Origin of the sequence: Collinsella sp. SGI.178 (assembly GCF_050313495.1) — a bacterium.
GTDB lineage: Bacteria > Actinomycetota > Coriobacteriia > Coriobacteriales > Coriobacteriaceae > Collinsella.
Genome location: NZ_JBNPLM010000006.1, coordinates 63,484 through 80,373, shown reverse-complemented (window position 1 = coordinate 80,373; position 16,890 = coordinate 63,484). Strand labels below are relative to the sequence as shown.

Sequence of the window (16,890 nt, the reverse complement as noted above, 5' to 3'; positions counted from 1 at the left end):
CTCACCGCCGTATGACAAACGGCAATGAACCCACCGTTGTTGTAGGGTTCAGCATATTGATACCCCCGAGTGAAAGGCGCACGCGTGCTCCAGGACCTTCCAACCGATAACCCCATCCTCGATGCCGCAAAACGCGAGTTGGCGCCGCGCGCGCAAGCGACTGCTCCTCTGCGCACCGCAAACGACGCTTACGACGGTGCCGCCTACATCACCTCCATCGATACATCGGCGCACAAAGGCACGCGCAAGACGCCCGTCGCCGGCGGACACGATACCGCCATCGAGCAGTTTGGCCTCGTCTCCGATGCCCACGCCGGGGACAACATCAGGGTAATCAAACTCGGCGACGGCACCTGTTCGTTCACCCCCGCCCAGGCGCTCAACGAAGTAGGGCAAGCTCGCCGCAATGGGGCCTTATAGCCACAAACCCCAACGTTGAGATAGCCTTCACAGTCCAAAGCCCGTCCCAAACAGGCCCCCGTAACGTTAAAGTTGAACTCTATGGTTTCTCAACAATTCGATATAACTGCAGGTCAAAGCCAAAGTCTCAAGTTCAACTTGACCCTTTAAAACCTTTAAGGTTCAAGTTGAGGTCGAAAGCAGTAGTAGAATACCTGAGGAACAATAACCTACGATTGATTGCAGAGGGACTGGATGCAGCATTCGAATCATCGCACCGCAGCGCTCATCGCGTCGAAGCCGGCTCGTATCATCACGAGCGCCGCGCTCGCCGTTGCGTTGACGGCCACGCCGATGCTCTCCCCCGTCGCGGCGTATGCCGCCTCGCAGGCAACGCAGGATCAGCTTGCCGCCGCCCAGCAGAAGATCGAAGCCGCCACGAGCGCCTACAACGATGCCCGCACCAAGCTCGGCGATCTGCAGAAGCAGATTGACGCCAACGAGGCAAGTATCGAAAAGATCGAGGCGAAGCTTCCCGATCAGCAGGAAAAGGCATGCACCGCCATGCGCGATCTGTACAAGTACCAGAAGGGCACCAACCCCATCGTGAGCTTCCTGGTCAACGCACAGAGCCTGGGTGAGTTCATCACGACCTGCAAATACACCAACCAGATCACAAGCTCGAGCCTCGACGAGATCGAAGAGCTCAATAACATGCAAACCGAACTCGAGCAGAACAAGGCCGAGCTCCAGCAGGCCAAGTCTCAGCTTGAGGCAGAGCAGAAAAACGCCGAGGATGCGCTGGCGCAGGCCCAGCAGCTCCGCAGCGAGGCACAGGCAAAAGCCGAGCAGGAAAATGCCGCCGAGCTTGCCAAGCTTGAGGCCGATAAGGCCGCTGCCGCCGAGAAGCTCTCGGGCGAGGGCGTGAGCGGCAGCAATTCCAGCAGCCAGGCCACCAACGCCAACACCACCATCGACACCACGGTGAACAACGCCAACACCGGTAGTTCCGATTACGATTCGTTCATTAATGAGTGGACGAGCCGCATCGACAATTACCTCGCCGGCTCCCCTATGGCAGGCCAGGGCTATAACTTTGCCGTCGCCGCTTGGAATACCGGCGTCGACCCCCGTTGGTCCCCCGCCATCGCCTGCATCGAGAGCACCAAGGGTGCTTATTGCGCCAATTCTTACAACGCCTGGGGCTGGAGTGCACGTGGCGGCGGTTGGCGCAGCTTTGGCAGCTGGAGCGAGGGCATCTTCGCTCACGTTGCCTATCTGGGCGCCAACTACGGCTCCACCCTTACCCCGGCTGCGGCCAAAAAGTACTGCCCACCCACGTGGCAGGACTGGTACAACAAAGTCGCCGCTCAGATGAACCGCATCTAAGTGCAACTGCAAAGGGCCCCAATGGGGCCCTTTTCTTTTAGGTAGCGGAGGTATCGACGACGCCGGTCGCATTGGCAACCGCGACTATGACGATCATGCATAGGAGCAGCACACCCAATGCCTTGAGCCAGAGTTTCGCGAGTTTCTTGCCGCGATAGCTGTCGAGCAGTGCGAATCGCCGACGAAGACGGCGCTTATCGAGCAGCGCAAAATGCATAAGCGCCATAAGGCCATCGACAAAGAAAAAATACTCGATTATGAGAAGCCACATCGGGTAGCTTTGGTTTGCTCCCGTGGGTTGAAAGACGGCAAAGTGACTTCCGGCAAAGAACACAAGCAGCGAGAAGCAGACGAGCGTATTCCAAATGCGCCCCAGGGACTCCGGAACGCGAGAGAGCAGACCGCATGCAGCGGAGGTGGCAGGCCTAGGAAGCCTTGCGGGGTTCTGGAGCCCTTGGGGCGTCAACAACGTCTCCGAGGCCGGAGTACGGACAGGCGCAGGCGCAGGAGGCCGCACGGGGCGACTCAGATCGTATGCCGCGCGCGTCGCCCGTCCCAACGCTTCCGCACTCGCAAAACGCTTGGCCGGATCGAGCGCCATCGCCATGCAAACGACATCGGCAAGTGGAGTGGGAATGCCGCGCACCTCGCATTGCTCGCGCATGTCGAGCCCTGGTTTAGGGTCGACTCCCGTCAAACAAAAGAACAGCAGGGCACCGAGCGCGTAGACGTCGCTTCGCACGCTCGTCTGCCCAAACCCATATTGCTCGGGCGGCGCATAGGGCCGTGTCCCAAACTTGACAGTATCGGCATCGGCGCCATCGCGCCACACGCGCGTGATCCCCAAGTCGATAATCACCAGCGATGAAAACGTCAGGCCGTCATCAGGCGTATAGTTGGTACCTGTCACGATGATATTCGACGGCTTGAGGTCGCGATGGATCACCGGCGCCGAAGCCTCCCCCGCCATTGCAAAACCGGCATGGAGCTCGCCCACGGCGTCGCAAAGGACAGGATACAATTCACGCGCATAATCGGGAGCGGCTCCCAGACGGTCCACCAGTGCCCCGAGTGTCTCCCCTTCGATGTATTCCATAACCACGTTGAGCTCGTCGCCCGCACGACGACAATCGACGATTCTGGGCAGGTGCTCAAAACGCCTGCCTGCCCGCTGAGCGGCAAACAGACGCTCGTATGCCCCGCCGATTTGAGCCGAAGCATCGATACGTTTACGGACAAAGGGACCGAGCGAACCACCGCCGGTTCCTTCAAAGTACACGAGCTCGGTTGTTTCAACGGACGAGCGCTTAAGTACACGCTCCACGCGATAGCTGTCGTCGCGATCGAGCGACGCCAGGTGCTCGGCAAGCGCTGCGGTCAGCTCGTCATTGGAATATGTTGGGGTCTGAGTATCCATAGCCTCCATCATAGCGCAGGGCGCAGACACCCCATGGCATCCGCGCCCCGTTCGTTTGCATCGTTGTTCGACAGCTCCGCCGGCTCAGATATCAGCGGCTAATTCACCGTCTCCTCGCCAAAGCGATACAGCTCCTCGTTGACCTTTTGGAGGCTGCACCCGCGATCGATGCAAAAGATGATAATCGCATCGCGGCGGTCCTTGCAGTTAAGGACGCTTACCCCGGCAGCCGTCAGCGCACGGTTGGTCTCTTTGAGCGTCAGCGCCATCGCAAAGGCAATCTGCAGCACCTTATTGCGACTCGGATGACGCGCACCGGTAAAGATCTGATAGCCAAAGGTCTCATTGAGATCGGCCATACGAACCACGCGCGAGCGCTCCAAGCCCTTTTCCTGCAGTAGCTGCTTCAGGTAATCCGAAAGCGACGGTGCGGCAAAGTCGTGCTCCCTGATATAGCCATCGATGTTCGGCGCATCGAGAAGCTCATTGAGCAACTCCTCGGTCAGCTTTTTATCGGGCATACGACTTCACCTCCCATCCGGCGCAACGGTAGCGACATGCTAGGCCAGCACCCAGCTTGCAGTGGCAGACTTATCAAACATGTTGGCAAAATACAGTGCCTTCTTGATATCGCCATCAAAGTAGATATTGCCCGCCACGGAGCCACCGGCGGAAAGGGTACCAGACTGCAGCTCATCGGAGCCCTCGCTGTAGTAACCCTGATTCTGTTGGGCGCCGTTGGCGTCCTCGCCCTTCCAGTCGTAGATATTGTAATCTGCGCCCTCATCGCCATTGTTGACGTACGTGACGTGAATGCCCGTCATGGTCGAACCGTCATAATTTGTAAGGCCGGGCTGGACGGAATCGACGACGACGGAAAGACCGGCAGCTGTGGTCACCGTCGTGCCAACCGCCAGGTCAGTCGTAGGCTGCTCTTCCTTCTTCGCCTCTTCCTTCTTGTCGCCATCGCCAGCGTCCTCGGTGACGGTCGCCTTATCGCTACCACAACCGGCAAGAAGACCGGCAGTCCCCAAGGCGACGGTGGCGAATGCGCCAAGTGCAGCGCGACGGCTCAGCAGCACTTCGTTTTCGAGCTTTTTCATTATGCATCCTTCCTACGATCCGGCTACCGCGCCGGTACACAGCACATCGTAGGAAGGATTAAACTTGAATTCATTAGCTGAGAGCTAAGGCCGCGGTAAACGGCCAATGCTCACAGCAATAACCGGGAGCAGCAGCAAGCCACACCCGCACCCACCAGGACTATATATGGCAGACTGTCGGCGTCGTTCCATCGTCACTCCAAGCCAAGCAATCGTTTGTAGACATCGAGGCCCTTGAGCAAAATTTCCTCGTCAAAGAGCATGGTATCGGTGTGAAGGGCGCTCATCGCATAAGCTGGGCAGCCGTCTGCGTCGATCGGGTTTTCTTGCGCCTCTGGCACGCCCGTGCCCAGCAAGAAGAACACGCCCGGCAGATGGCGCTGATAGAACGCAAAGTCCTCGGCAATTAACAGCGGCTCCTCCACAAGCTGCAGGCCGGGCAAGGCAGGCGCGACGCTGGCAAACAACTCGGGGTCGTTGTCGACCGGCGGATAGCCCTCGGCAAAGTCGAGATCGTACGTGCAGCCCGTTGCGGCACAGGCATCGTCCAGCACGCGGCGCACGCCTTCGCGCGCCCGGTCGAACATGTCGTCCGTAAACACACGCAGGCTTCCGGCCACATGGGCCTCCCCCGCCACCGCGTTGCAAACCGTACCGGCCTGCAGCAGACCAAACTTGCCGATGCAGGGCTCGTCGCCGCCCAGCTCGTCCATCAGCTCGCGCTCGGCAACCAAAAACTTCGCTGCCGCCAACGCGGCATCGTGCGACTCCTCGACCGGCACGCCATAGGTCTTAGCAATATGGATGCTCGTACCGTGAATATAGATATGCGTCTCGCTCGAACGCGCCAACAGCGGACCGGAACAGCTCGCCAACGTGCCGGCAGGCAGATCGGGCCACACATGGAAGCCAAAAATGCGGTCGACCCCATAGCGCTCGAACACGCCGCTCTCGCATACCGTCTTGGCACCACCGGTCGTTTCCTCGGCCGGCTGGAACACAAAGAGCACGTTGCGCCTCATGGCGCCCGGCTGCTCGCGAATCGTACGGTCGACATACGTCGCGGCGGCAAGTGCCATGGCCATGTGACCGTCATGTCCGCAAGCGTGCATCTTGCCGGGATGGGTCGAGGCAAAGGCCGCCCCTGTCGCCTCCTCAATGGGCAGCGCATCCATATCGGCGCGAATCGCCGTGGCATGCGCGGCATCAACGCCGGCGTCGAAGAAAGCGCAGACGCAGCTGGGGCACGGATGGGTCACTTCGCAGGTGAGCGGTGCCAGCACGCCCTCGATATAGGCAATGGTTAGCGGAAGATCGAAATCGAGCTCCGGAATGCGATGGAGATCGCGGCGATAGCGACGGAGTTCTTGGAGCTCGGTCATAGAGGATCCCTTCGTGAGGCACATCTGTTGCAACTTATTGTGATACAGGATTGTGGCGCACATGTTTCCAGCATATCCCTGCATTTTTTAAACGTTATATACGAATACTCTTGTTTGGTAAAGTGCAACGTGATAGGGTCTTTACCACTTGATAGAGGCGCGGGCACGAAGAGCCGCGGGCGAGCCGGCAGGCTTTGACCCCGCGGGGAGGCGAAACCCGCCGAACTGGGTTTTTCGGGCACGAACAACCTGGTGGGCCTGTGGGAAACACCCACAGGACTGTCTGCAGCAATGCGGGAGCGCTATCCGGACATTGGGTCCACACTATGCGGATTCGATGCGCAGATGGCGCCGTCTGGATAGCGAGGTTTACGGGACATGGCATTGACCCCCAACGAGGCATATGCGGCCAAGCAGCCGTTTGTGGACAAGGAGACGCTCGAGCATATCGTCGAGCAGTTCCCCACGCCGTTTCATCTATACGACGAGGCGGGCATCCGCCGCAACATGCAAGAGGTGCGCGACGCCTTTGCGTGGAACCCGGGCTTTAAGGAATACTTTGCCGTCAAGGCCAACCCCAACCCGGCACTCATCTCTATTCTCAACGAATACGGCTGCGGCTGCGATTGCTCGAGCTATACCGAGCTCATGATCGCCCGCTCGCTGGGTATCACGGGGCACGACATCATGTTCTCGTCCAACGACACGCCGGCTGCGGACTTTGAGCTCGCCGACAAGCTGGGTGCCATCGTCAACTTTGACGACATCAGCCACATCGAGTTCTTTGAGCGTGTTGCGGGGCCCATCCCCAAGACGGTCAGCTGCCGCTTTAATCCGGGCGGCCTGTTCCAGCTCTCCAACGGCATCATGGACAACCCCGGCGACTCCAAATACGGCATGACCACCGAGCAACTCTTCGAGGCCTTCCGTATGCTCAAGACCAAGGGTGCCGAGGACTTTGGCATCCACGCCTTCCTTGCCAGCAACACCGTCACCAACGACTATTACCCCAAGCTCGCGCGCATCCTCTTTGAGCTTGCCGTGCGCCTGGAGCGCGAGACCGGCGCACACGTCGCCTTCATCAATCTATCCGGCGGCGTCGGCATCCCCTACCTGCCCGAGCAGCAGGCCAACGACATTCACGCCATCGGCGAGGGAGTGCACGCGGCATACGACGAGATCCTGGTCCCCGCAGGCATGGGCGATGTGGCAATCTACACCGAGATGGGCCGCTTTATGATGGGCCCCTACGGCTGCCTGGTCACCAAGGCCATCCACGAGAAGCAGATCTACAAGGACTATATCGGTGTCGATGCAAGCGCCGTCGATTTGATCCGCCCCGCCATGTATGGTGCCTACCACCACATTACGGTGATGGGTCAGCCGGGCGGCGCCGACAAGGGCACAGCGCCCGTCACGAACACCTATGACATCACGGGCAATCTGTGCGAGAACAACGACAAGTTCGCCATCGATCGCGAGCTACCGCATATCGACATGGGCGACCTGCTTGTAATCCACGATACCGGTGCGCATGGCTACTCCATGGGCTACAACTACAACGGACGGCTGCGCTCCGCCGAGGTCCTGCTGCGCCCCGATGGCGCGGCCGACCTCATCCGCCGCGCCGAGCGCCCGGGCGATTACTTTGCCACGCTCGACGTGCTGCCGTGCGGCCGAGAACTGTTGGCCAAGTCGCGCGCCGAAAGTGCCCGCCGCCGCGCCCAAGACGAGCGCCTGGCAGTCGCCGCCCAATGGAACAAGCGCATCCAGATCGCCGAAGCGAAGGAGAAGAACATGGACATCCGCAATCTCGAGGGCTCAATCGTCGCCCTGGTTACGCCGTTTAAAAAGGACGGCAGTGTCGACTTTGATGCGCTCGAGCGCCTTATCGATTTCCACCTGCAAAATGGCACCGATGCCATCCTCGCCCTGGGCACCACCGGCGAGAGTGCCACGATGACCGACGACGAGGACAACTCCGTTGTCGCCGCGGTGGTCAAGCAAGTTGCAGGACGCGTCCCCGTCATCGCCGGCTCGGGCTCCAACTCCACGCAGACCATGCTCACCAAGTCGCTCACTTACCAGGGCTTGGGAGCCGACGGTCTACTGCTCATTACCCCCTACTACAACAAATCCAACGAAGAGGGTATCTACCAGCACTTTAAGACCGTCGCCGATGCCGTAGACATCCCCTGCATCCTGTACAACATCCCCGGCCGCTGTGGCTGCGGCATCAGCGAGCGCAACGTGGAGCGCTTGGCCGCGCACCCCAACATCATGGGTATTAAGGAAGCCTCGGGCAACGTCGCCTACGCTGCCAAGATCGCCCACCTGCTGTCCGACGACTTCCGCATGTACTCGGGCGAGGACGCGCTCACCGTGCCGCTCATGAGTCTGGGTGCTTCGGGCACCATCAGCGTGTGGGCCGACGTGCAGCCGCAGCTCGTACATGACATGTGCCGCGCCTATCTGGACGGTGACGTGGCACGTGCCCGCGATATCCAGATTGCCGGCCAGCCGCTCATCAATGCCCTCTTTAGCGAGGTCAACCCCATCCCCGTCAAGGAAGCGCTCGCCCAGATGGGTATGATCGAGGCAAACTACCGCATGCCGCTGTGTCCCATGGCAGACGACACGCGATCCGCACTTACCGATGCTCTGAAGGGAGCTGGTCTGCTTGATTAAGACCGTCATTATGGGAACGGGCCGCATGGGCTCGCTCATCCGCACTACCGCCGAGGGTATTGTCGACGCTGCCGGAGAGCCCGTTTTTGACATCGTCGCCCAGATCGGCTTCGACTTGTCAGAGCTCGAGAACGCTCCGGCAGCCGACGTCATCATCGACTTCTCGAACGTTGCGACCTTCGACGCCGTCGTCGCCTATGTCGAGCGCACGGGCGCGGCGTTGGTCTCGGGCACCACAGGCTATACGCCCGAGCAGATGGATCGCCTGCGCGAGCTGGGTCAGAGCGCCCGCGTCATGCACTCCGGCAATTACTCCATCGGTATCGCAGCCCTGCGTCATCTGGTGGCACAGGCCACGCGAGAGCTGCCCGGCTTTGACTGCGAAATCGTCGAGACGCACCACAACCAAAAGGTCGACGCCCCCAGCGGCACTGCCAAGTTGCTGCTCGACGCCGTCGTCGAAGCCGAGCCCGAGGCAGGCTACCACCCCGTCTATGGCCGCGAGGGCATGTGCGGAGCGCGCGACCCCAAGGAGATCGGCATGCACTCGCTGCGCGGTGGCACTGTCGCCGGCGTGCACAAAGTGAGTTTCTTTGGCCAGGACGAGGAGGTCACGCTCGCGCATCGCGCCACGAGTCGTCAGATCTTTGTCAACGGCGCCTTGGCAGCCGCGCAGAAGCTCGTCACCCGCGAACCCGGCTTCTATACGTTCGACCAGGTCATGTTTGCCTAACCAGGTATCAACCGGATCCACCCAAAGGAGAGACCGCAAATGAGCAACGCAGCCGAAATGGATGCACAGGAGATTATCAACTATATCGCCACCGCGCCCAAGAAGACGCCCGTCAAGCTGTACGTGCGCGAAAAGCCGGGCATGAAGGTCCAGTGGGGCAATGCGCATGTCTATGGCGGCCGCCGTGGAAAGACTGTATTTGGCGACTGGGATGAGCTCAAGGCAATCCTCGACGCCAACGTCGATTCCATCGATTACTACGATGTGGAGAACGACTGCCGCAACTCCGCCGTGCCCATGCTCGACCTCAAGGGCATCAACGCCCGCATCGAGCCGGGTGCGATCATCCGCGACCGCGTCGAGATCGGCGACCGTGCCGTCATCATGATGGGCGCCATCATCAACATCGGCTCCGTCATTGGCGAAGGCTCCATGATCGATATGGGCGCCGTGCTGGGCGGTCGCGCCACCGTGGGCAAGAACTGCCACATCGGCGCCGGCACCGTGCTGGCAGGCGTCGTGGAGCCCGCCAGCGCCACCCCCGTCATCATCGAGGACGACGTTATGATCGGCGCCAATGCTGTGGTCCTGGAAGGCGTGCGCGTGGGCAAGGGTGCTGTCGTTGCCGCCGGCGCCGTGTGCGTCGAGGACGTCCCCGCCGGCGCCGTCGTGGCCGGTGTCCCCGCTCGCGTTATCAAGATGCGCGACGAGAAGACCGACAGCAAGACCGGTCTCGAGGAAGGCCTGCGCCAGCTGTAGGGTTACGCGGTTTTACCAAACCGCGTAACGGCTCGACGCTCCAAACGACCCAGAGCGGCAATCTGACGTTCAATCGTCGGGCATGGCCAGAAGGTCAATGCCCTCCTCTTTCACGTCACCTTGCTCGCTCTGGGTCGTTTTCGCTGACTTATGCTCAACCTGCAGTGCAATTCAGCCCCAAGTAAAAAGGCCGAAGCCCTCGTCCGAGGCTTCGGCCTTTGCTTTCCCGCTGTAGGCGCAACGCAACCTATCGATTCTCGATGCTGCCGATGTTTTTGAGCTCGATGGAGATGAGGCCGTTGGGCTCGTTGACAAACTCGATGTACTCGGAGTTCGAACCCATCTCGACCGGGAAGCTGATCTCGATGCCCGTGTCGGTACGAATCTTGTGATTGCGTACGGCCGCGCGCTCGACTTGCTTGCGCTCCACGGGCACGCGCTCGGGCACCTTCTCCTCGGTCAGCGCCGCACGCACGCTCTCCTTGATGACCGGCTCGTCCTCAAAGACCTCATCGACGATATCCCAAGGCGGCAGCTCCTCGTCGTCTTCAACCTTCTCGGCAACGGCGGCTTTGACCTTGGCGAGCGCTACGGCCGTGTTGGCGCCGTGCTCCTCGGCGACCTCCTCGACCACGCGCGTCACCGTGTCGATGACCTCCTTACCCGAAACCCCCGTGTCGCACTGCAGCAAGCCGTCGGGAATGAGCATGCGATCCTCGCCGGCAATCTTGCGCTTCTTATCCACATAGCCGATCTCCATGGTGCTTGCACGCACGATGGCATAGCTCGGCACCTTTTGCGAGGGGTTTGGCAAAATGGCGTAGTGGCGCGCGATGTCGTTACGAACCTCGCCCTCTTCGCGACCCACCTCGTGCATGAATGCCTGCTTGGAGCCCAGCAGCATCACGGCAAACCAGCGGGCATCTTCATCATCGTCAAAGTCCGCCACAAGCACGTCAGTGGACTCGGCTTTCTCGGCCTTGGTGAGTTCGGAAGAGATGAACTCCGCAATCTGCTGAGACAAGTCCACGAACTCACGCTCACCAAAGAAATAGCCCTTGAGCTCGCCGCCAAACGCAGAGTTCTCCGCAAACGTGGCGCGCTTATTGTCGGCCGAGGTACGTGCGCGGCGCAGATGCGTGGTCACAAAGCTGCGCACGGTACGGCTTTCGATATCCAGCTCGCGCTGGCTCATGACGTTGACGGCAGAGTCAAAGTCCAGGATATGCAGAATCGCGTGATTGATTTTCATATACGGCATTCCGTTCTAGATCGCTTTTGGCACGAACCAGTATAGCGGTCGAGTCCGCCCCAGGCGCATCGAAGATTGATGCAAAGCGACCTGTTCCCAATGCATCAAAAAGGCGTCCGGGTCACATGGGCCCGGACGCCTTCGTTGTAGCTTTTCGCTCTAGCGAGCTTGATTTAGCAGGAAAAGTCGACGCTGTCGATAATGTCCTTGAGGGCCTTTGCGGAGACAGTGAGCTCATGCTGCTCGTCATCGTTCAGCGGCACGGGAACGCGGCAGACGACACCGTCGCGACCAACGACCGTCGGCATGGAGATGGCCAGATCGGACAGGCCGTACTCGCCCACCATGAGCGAGGAGACGGGCAGAACGGTCTGCTCGTCACGCATGACGGCAGTGCAGATGCGCTTTACTGCCATAGCGACACCGTAGTAGGTGGCGTGCTTCTTCTCGATGATGGTGTAGGCGGAGTTCTTGACGTCCTCGGCAATGCGCTTCTCGGCAGCCTCATGCTCCAGGTGGCCATGAAGCTCGCAGAAGGTGTTCAGCGGCACGCCGGCAACCTGAGCGCTGGACCAGGCGACAAACTCGGAGTCGCCGTGCTCGCCCATGACATAGGCCTGAACGTCGCGCGGGTCAACCTCGACGTGGGCGCCGAGCATTTGCTGTAGACGGCCGGTGTCGAGCACGGTGCCGGAGCCGATGACATGGCCCTCGGGCAGACCGGACATCCTGATGGCGGCGTAGGTCAGAACGTCGACCGGGTTGGAGACGATGAGCAGAATGCCGTCGAAGCCAGACTTCTTAATCTCGGGAATAATGGACTTAAAGATGCTGACGTTCTTGTTGACCAGGTCCAGGCGGGTCTCACCGGGCTTCTGAGCAGCGCCAGCGGTGACGACGATCATGGCGGCGTCGGCGACATCAGAATAATCGCCGGCGTAGATCTTCATCGGCTCGGCAAACGTCATGCCGTGCGCAATATCCAGGGCCTCGCCCTCGGCGCGGTTCTTGTCCACGTCGATGAGAACCATCTCGGAGAACAGACCACTCTGCATCAGCGCGAACGCCGAAGACGAACCGACGAAACCGCAGCCGACAATAGCGACCTTCTTCTCGTTAACCATTAGAAACTCCCATCTCTCTCCACAAACAAGCCGCCCGGGAACGACCCGAACGGCTTGCCGTAATCCCAATACATCCAATCGGGACTTTGATTATGCTCCTATACGCAGCCAAAAATCGACCGTTTACCGAAATTGTTTGCAGGATTCGTAAAATAACTGCACGAAATCGGTTTCGAGCTATTGACGAGCCCGAATAGTCTTCTAATACAGGCCCGCCTCGCGGATGGCCTCGACAGCCAGAGCGATCTGATCGGGCGGCAGGACCAGCGCCATGCGCACGTGCCCCTCGCCCGAAGGGCCAAAGCTCGCGCCCGGCGTCACCACAACGCCGGCCTTCTCCATAAGCTCCTCGCAAAACGCCATGGAATCGGTGCGACCACCGGGAAGCTTGGCCCACACAAACATAGAGCCATGCGCGTTGGGACGCTCCCAGCCCAGGTCCTCAAGACCGTCGCACAGGGCATCGCGGCGCTCCTGGTACTTCAGACGTTGCGCCTCGACCTCATCGCGCGGACCATTGAGGCAGGCGATGGCGGCCTTCTGAATCGGGAAGAACATGCCAAAGTCGATCTGGCTGCGCAGCTTGGCAAAGGCAGAGACCACATCCTCACGGCCGACCAAAAAGCCGATGCGCGCACCGGTGACGTTAAACGACTTGGAAAGCGAGAAGAATTCCACGCCCACCTCGAGCGCGCCGGGATACTGCAAGAAACTGCCGCCGGGCTCGCCGTCAAACACGATGTCGGAGTACGCGTTGTCATGGACGATCAGCAGGTCGTGCTCGCGGGCGAAGGCGATAATCTCCTCGTAGACCTCGGGCGTGCCCACCGAGCCCACCGGGTTGGCGGGCAACGACACGATCATGTACTTGGCACGATCGGCCACCTCGGGATCGATGCCCGCCACATAGGGCAGGTAATTGTGCTCCGCCACCAGCGGATAGTACTCGAGCTTGGCATCGGCGATCTTGGCGCCCGCCTCAAAGACCGGATAGCACGGATCGGGAACCAGAATGGTGTCACCCGGATCGAGCAGGGCCAGGCCCAAATGACCCACGCCCTCCTGCGTGCCGTTGCACGACTGCACCATGGACGGCGTAATGCCCGAAACGCCAAAGCGACGCTCATAGTAATCGCACACGGCCTGCTTAAGCTCGGGCAGGTCGCGCAGGGAATACTTCCACATCTCGGGATTTTGGGCGGCCTGCGTGAGCGCCTCGACCACGTGGTCGTACGGCTTAAAGTCGGGCGTGCCCACGCTCATGTTGTAAATGGTCTTGCCCTGAGCCTTCAGCGCAAGAAGTTTGTTGTTGAGCGAGGCGAAGACCTCCGCGCCAAAGCGGTCGAGACGCTGCGATGCCTGCATGGTGCCACCTTTCGATATAAAAAATACGGCGCTCCGACAAGAGCGCCGCGCGATACGGGCCATCAGATTGCAAAAGTGTAACGCTTGCAACCCCCGCATTGGTTCAATTTAGCCAACCTTAGTCAATTGGATTGAGCGCGTCGATCCGCGCAAGCCACAGACGCGAGCTGGCGTCACTCGGCATACGCCAATCGCCGCGCGGGCTGAGCGTCACCGAGCCCACCTTGGGACCATCGGGCAGACAGCTGCGCTTAAACTGCTGGGCAAAGAAGCGACGATAGAACGTACGCAACCACGTGTGGACGGTCTTGGCGTCATAGACACCCTCAAAGCTCTTGAGCGCCATACGGTAGATCTTGCCCGGCTCAAAGCCAAAACGCAGCAGGTAATAGAGGAAGTAATCGTGCAGCTCGTACGGGCCCACCAAATCCTCGGTCTTCTGAGCAATCTCACCGTCGCCCGTGGGCGGCAAAAGCTCGGGGGACACCGGCGTATCGAGGATATCGAGCAAGACCTCGGCAATACGCCCGCCAAAGACATCGGCGGCATAACGTACCAGATGGCGCACAAGCGTCTTGGGCACGCTCGCGTTGACGGCGTACATGCTCATGTGGTCGCCGTTATAGGTAGCCCAGCCAAGCGCCAGCTCCGACAGGTCGCCCGTGCCGATGACAAAACCGCCAGCCTGGTTGGCCAGATCCATCAGAATCTGCGTACGCTCGCGGGCCTGGCTGTTCTCGTAGGTCACGTCTTGGACGGCCGGGTCGTGCTCAATGTCCTTGAAGTGCTGCTCCACGGCCGTGTGGATCGAAACCTCGCGGAAGCTCACGCCCAGGTCGCGAGCGAGCGACTCGGCATTCGACTTGGTGCGATGCGTCGTGCCAAAGCCGGGCATGGAAACCGCCGTGATACCCGTGCGCGGCAGCCCCAGTGCATCGAAGGCTCGCACGGTCACAAGCAGTGCCAGCGTGGAATCCAGGCCGCCCGAAAGACCGATGACTGCAGCCTTGGTACCCGTATGGGCAAGGCGAGTCTTGAGGCCGGCAGTCTGCAGATTGAGGATCGTCTCGCAGCGCCCGGCCAGGTCACCATGGTCGGCCGGCACAAAGGGCGCGCGGGGGAAAACACGGTCGATGTCGAGCGCATCACGCAGGACAGGTTCTTCGGCCAGCACGCCCTCAAACGAAAACTCAACAATCGTGGCCTCTGGCGCATCGTCCGCGCGCGTCCACGTGGTCGAACGACGACGCTCGGCAACCAGACGGTCGAGGTCAACGTCGGCCACCGCCATATCGCAGGTGAGGAGCTTCGTGGCGGCGAGCTTCGAACCGTTTTCGTAGACGAGGTTCTCCCCTGCAAAGACCATATCGGTCGTGGACTCGCCCTCGCTCGCGTCCGCGTAGGCATAGGCGCAGTACAGGCGCGCGCTTTGGTTAGAGATAAGGCTGCGGCGGTAATCTGCCTTACCGATAATCTCATCCGAGGCCGACGGATTGAGGATCACCGTCGCACCGGCAAGCGCCATCTCGGTCGAAGGGGGCGCCGGCACCCACAGATCCTCGCAGACCTCAATACCGAGCACCAAATCCTCGGCGCCCTCATCACAGCAGCGGTAGACAAGCCCCGAACCCAGCGGAACCGGACCCTGACCGGCAAACTCAACCCACACGGGATCGGCGGGCGCCGGAGCAAACCAACGGCGCTCATAGAACTCGCCATAGTTGGGCAGATACTTCTTGGCCGTGAGGCCCAAAAGCTCGCCCGCGCAGCACACGGCGGCACAGTTGTAGATATTCTCGGCCACCGCAACGGGAAGACCGATGGTAAAGACAATCGGCAGCTCGCGGGTTTCATCGAGAATATGTGCCAGTGCGGTCTCGCAGGTATGCAGTAATGTGCGGTTATGGAACAGATCAGCCGCGGTATAGCCGCACAAGTTGAGCTCGGGCAGCACCAGAGCACGGACACCGCGCTCGACCGCCTCGCGAACAGCCGCCAGCGCAACCTCGGCATTGCCCTCGACATCGGCCACGCGAATCCGCGGCGAGGCCGCCGCCACACGCAAAAAGCCATCAGACTGAGAAAGGTGAAGATTCATAAGAATGCTCCCGTGCGTAGACGCCATTCACAACAATTAGCAAGCCCTATTGTAGTTCAACCGCCGGGTGTAACCGCATCCCACCAATTTGGTGAGCTATTGATGAGTTGATGGTATCTGTTAAATGTCACGTACGATTCACATCTGGTGGGTACCCTGATGGCTACACGAAACGAAGCAGATTTACACCGGGAGGGCCCCGTATGACAACCAAGTACACCGACGCGCCGCGCACGCGCGTCATGACACCGGCCGCGCTCAACAACGGCGTTCACGAAAACCATTCCATCGGACAGACCATGGCCATCGCGCCCAAAAAGGGCCTGTTCGACGACATTTCCATTCCCCAAATCATCGCCGGCGCCGCAGCTGCCGCCACGAGCGTCGCACTTGCTTCCAAGATCGGCATCGCCGGATCGGTGATCGGTGCCGCCGTGAGCTCGGTCATCACCGTTGTGTCCTCGCAGGTCTACCGCCACTTTATCTCTGCCAGCGCCGAAGCCCTCAAAGGTACGCACGCCGCCGTCGACTACCCTGCCGGCGCCTATGAGCCCGTTGACCTTAATGCCGAGGAGCACCTGGGCGGCGCCGCGATTACGCAGGAGATGCGCCAGGTTGCGGGGCGCGCGACCACGGCGCGCGTCGCCCCCAACAGCCTGCGTGCCAAGGCGGCGGCAGAGCGCAGCCAGACGCAAAAGAAGGTCATCGTCTTCTCGATCGCCATCGCCATCGTCGCGGTCATCGCCTGCGCTGGCGCCATCCTTATCACCACCGCCGGTGAGGGTCTGGGCGAGCGCCCCGAGCCAATCCTATCGTCGCGCACGACCGAGCACGACGCGGATAGCTCAGATCAATCGCAAAGCCAGCAGGACGACTCGCAGGGCAACTCCGCATCCACCGATTCGTCCTCGAACGCCCCCGATCAGTCGCAGGGCGCCAATTCCTCTGTGAACAACAGCGGCACGCAATCCGGCACGACTGACTCAAGCCAAACGACCGACGGCTCTCAACCGAGCACGAGCGACCAGGCAAACGGCAATACATCGGGAACGGACACAACCGACAGCGGCAACAATAGCAGCTCGAGCGGCACCGCATCTGGCACGCCATCTGACAGCTCGAGCCAAGGCACGGCATCGGGCAACTAAGCACGTTTTCCTCTCATAGATAACCGACCTGTA

At 60.3% G+C, this 16,890-nt stretch carries 14 protein-coding genes and 1 riboswitch; of the genes, 6 read left to right on the top strand and 8 right to left on the bottom strand.

The window, feature by feature from the left end:
• Positions 1–84 precede the first annotated feature (84 nt).
• Positions 85–420, top strand: a complete 336-nt coding sequence (locus tag ACQRAQ_RS03345; RefSeq protein WP_427793891.1) for a hypothetical protein — start codon at positions 85–87, stop codon at positions 418–420.
• 234 nt (positions 421–654) lie between these two features.
• A complete protein-coding gene (locus ACQRAQ_RS03340; protein WP_427727859.1) occupies positions 655–1,788 on the top strand; it encodes a coiled-coil domain-containing protein in 1,134 nt (377 codons plus the stop codon).
• A 37-nt stretch (positions 1,789–1,825) separates the two neighbouring features.
• Here ACQRAQ_RS03340 and ACQRAQ_RS03335 read toward each other — a convergent pair whose 3' ends face one another.
• The 4 genes from ACQRAQ_RS03335 to ACQRAQ_RS03320 form a co-directional block, all read right to left on the bottom strand.
• Positions 1,826–3,205 (bottom strand): serine/threonine protein kinase, encoded by a 1,380-nt coding sequence (locus tag ACQRAQ_RS03335; RefSeq protein WP_427793890.1) that lies wholly within the window; start codon positions 3,203–3,205, stop codon positions 1,826–1,828.
• A gap of 98 nt (positions 3,206–3,303) precedes the next feature.
• Positions 3,304–3,726 (bottom strand): XRE family transcriptional regulator, encoded by a 423-nt coding sequence (locus ACQRAQ_RS03330; RefSeq protein WP_154517313.1) that lies wholly within the window; start codon positions 3,724–3,726, stop codon positions 3,304–3,306.
• Between the two features lie 39 nt (positions 3,727–3,765).
• Positions 3,766–4,308, bottom strand: coding sequence for a DUF4352 domain-containing protein (locus ACQRAQ_RS03325; protein WP_154517316.1), 543 nt, complete (start codon positions 4,306–4,308; stop codon positions 3,766–3,768).
• Positions 4,309–4,502: 194 nt separating this feature from the next.
• A complete protein-coding gene (locus ACQRAQ_RS03320) occupies positions 4,503–5,690 on the bottom strand; it encodes an N-acetyldiaminopimelate deacetylase (protein WP_427793889.1) in 1,188 nt (395 codons plus the stop codon).
• A 144-nt stretch (positions 5,691–5,834) separates the two neighbouring features.
• A riboswitch (Lysine riboswitch) is annotated at positions 5,835–6,003 on the top strand.
• A 65-nt stretch (positions 6,004–6,068) separates the two neighbouring features.
• On the opposite strand from ACQRAQ_RS03320, the gene dapA reads away from it, so the two are divergent.
• Genes dapA through dapD form a run of 3 tightly spaced genes read left to right on the top strand, consistent with a single transcriptional unit; the run spans position 6,069 to position 9,870 of the window.
• The gene (gene dapA / locus ACQRAQ_RS03315; RefSeq protein ID WP_427718484.1) at positions 6,069–8,378 is read left to right on the top strand and encodes a 4-hydroxy-tetrahydrodipicolinate synthase; all 2,310 of its coding nucleotides are present in this window, start codon (positions 6,069–6,071) and stop codon (positions 8,376–8,378) included.
• Positions 8,371–9,111 carry a 4-hydroxy-tetrahydrodipicolinate reductase gene (gene dapB / locus ACQRAQ_RS03310; protein WP_427727838.1) on the top strand — a complete coding sequence of 247 codons (741 nt, stop codon included), beginning with the start codon at positions 8,371–8,373 and terminating at the stop codon, positions 9,109–9,111. Before dapA ends, dapB begins: the two co-directional genes overlap by 8 nt.
• A 39-nt stretch (positions 9,112–9,150) precedes the next feature.
• On the top strand, positions 9,151–9,870 hold the full coding sequence (dapD, locus tag ACQRAQ_RS03305; protein ID WP_154517324.1) for a 2,3,4,5-tetrahydropyridine-2,6-dicarboxylate N-acetyltransferase: 720 nt from the start codon (positions 9,151–9,153) through the stop codon (positions 9,868–9,870).
• Between the two features lie 247 nt (positions 9,871–10,117).
• On the opposite strand, the gene ACQRAQ_RS03300 is transcribed toward dapD, so the two are convergent.
• From ACQRAQ_RS03300 to ACQRAQ_RS03285, 4 genes are all read right to left on the bottom strand, one after another.
• Positions 10,118–11,122 (bottom strand): nucleoid-associated protein, encoded by a 1,005-nt coding sequence (locus tag ACQRAQ_RS03300; protein WP_427747947.1) that lies wholly within the window; start codon positions 11,120–11,122, stop codon positions 10,118–10,120.
• A 173-nt stretch (positions 11,123–11,295) separates the two neighbouring features.
• Positions 11,296–12,246 (bottom strand): L-lactate dehydrogenase, encoded by a 951-nt coding sequence (locus ACQRAQ_RS03295; protein ID WP_427793888.1) that lies wholly within the window; start codon positions 12,244–12,246, stop codon positions 11,296–11,298.
• A gap of 201 nt (positions 12,247–12,447) precedes the next feature.
• Entirely contained in the window at positions 12,448–13,611 is a 1,164-nt protein-coding gene (locus tag ACQRAQ_RS03290; protein WP_154517336.1) for a pyridoxal phosphate-dependent aminotransferase, read from the bottom strand.
• 118 nt (positions 13,612–13,729) lie between these two features.
• Entirely contained in the window at positions 13,730–15,709 is a 1,980-nt protein-coding gene (locus ACQRAQ_RS03285) for an NAD(+) synthase (protein WP_427727832.1), read from the bottom strand.
• Positions 15,710–15,912: 203 nt separating this feature from the next.
• Here ACQRAQ_RS03285 and ACQRAQ_RS03280 point away from each other — a divergent pair, with 203 nt between their 5' ends.
• Positions 15,913–16,857: a hypothetical protein gene (locus tag ACQRAQ_RS03280; protein WP_427727830.1), complete on the top strand. Its 945-nt coding sequence runs from the start codon at positions 15,913–15,915 to the stop codon at positions 16,855–16,857.
• Positions 16,858–16,890 lie beyond the last annotated feature (33 nt).

Excerpts from the sequence above, each read along its gene's own strand:
- ACQRAQ_RS03340 (WP_427727859.1), top strand. The coding sequence starts at position 655 with ATGCAGCATTCGAATCATCGCACCGCAGCGCTCATCGCGTCGAAGCCG.
- ACQRAQ_RS03325 (WP_154517316.1), bottom strand. The coding sequence starts at position 4,308 with ATGAAAAAGCTCGAAAACGAAGTGCTGCTGAGCCGTCGCGCTGCACTT.
- ACQRAQ_RS03320 (WP_427793889.1), bottom strand. The coding sequence starts at position 5,690 with ATGACCGAGCTCCAAGAACTCCGTCGCTATCGCCGCGATCTCCATCGC.
- ACQRAQ_RS03330 (WP_154517313.1), bottom strand. The coding sequence starts at position 3,726 with ATGCCCGATAAAAAGCTGACCGAGGAGTTGCTCAATGAGCTTCTCGAT.
- ACQRAQ_RS03285 (WP_427727832.1), bottom strand. The coding sequence starts at position 15,709 with ATGAATCTTCACCTTTCTCAGTCTGATGGCTTTTTGCGTGTGGCGGCG.
- ACQRAQ_RS03300 (WP_427747947.1), bottom strand. The coding sequence starts at position 11,122 with ATGAAAATCAATCACGCGATTCTGCATATCCTGGACTTTGACTCTGCC.
- dapA (WP_427718484.1), top strand. The coding sequence starts at position 6,069 with ATGGCATTGACCCCCAACGAGGCATATGCGGCCAAGCAGCCGTTTGTG.
- ACQRAQ_RS03295 (WP_427793888.1), bottom strand. The coding sequence starts at position 12,246 with ATGGTTAACGAGAAGAAGGTCGCTATTGTCGGCTGCGGTTTCGTCGGT.
- ACQRAQ_RS03335 (WP_427793890.1), bottom strand. The coding sequence starts at position 3,205 with ATGGATACTCAGACCCCAACATATTCCAATGACGAGCTGACCGCAGCG.
- ACQRAQ_RS03290 (WP_154517336.1), bottom strand. The coding sequence starts at position 13,611 with ATGCAGGCATCGCAGCGTCTCGACCGCTTTGGCGCGGAGGTCTTCGCC.
- dapD (WP_154517324.1), top strand. The coding sequence starts at position 9,151 with ATGAGCAACGCAGCCGAAATGGATGCACAGGAGATTATCAACTATATC.
- ACQRAQ_RS03280 (WP_427727830.1), top strand. The coding sequence starts at position 15,913 with ATGACAACCAAGTACACCGACGCGCCGCGCACGCGCGTCATGACACCG.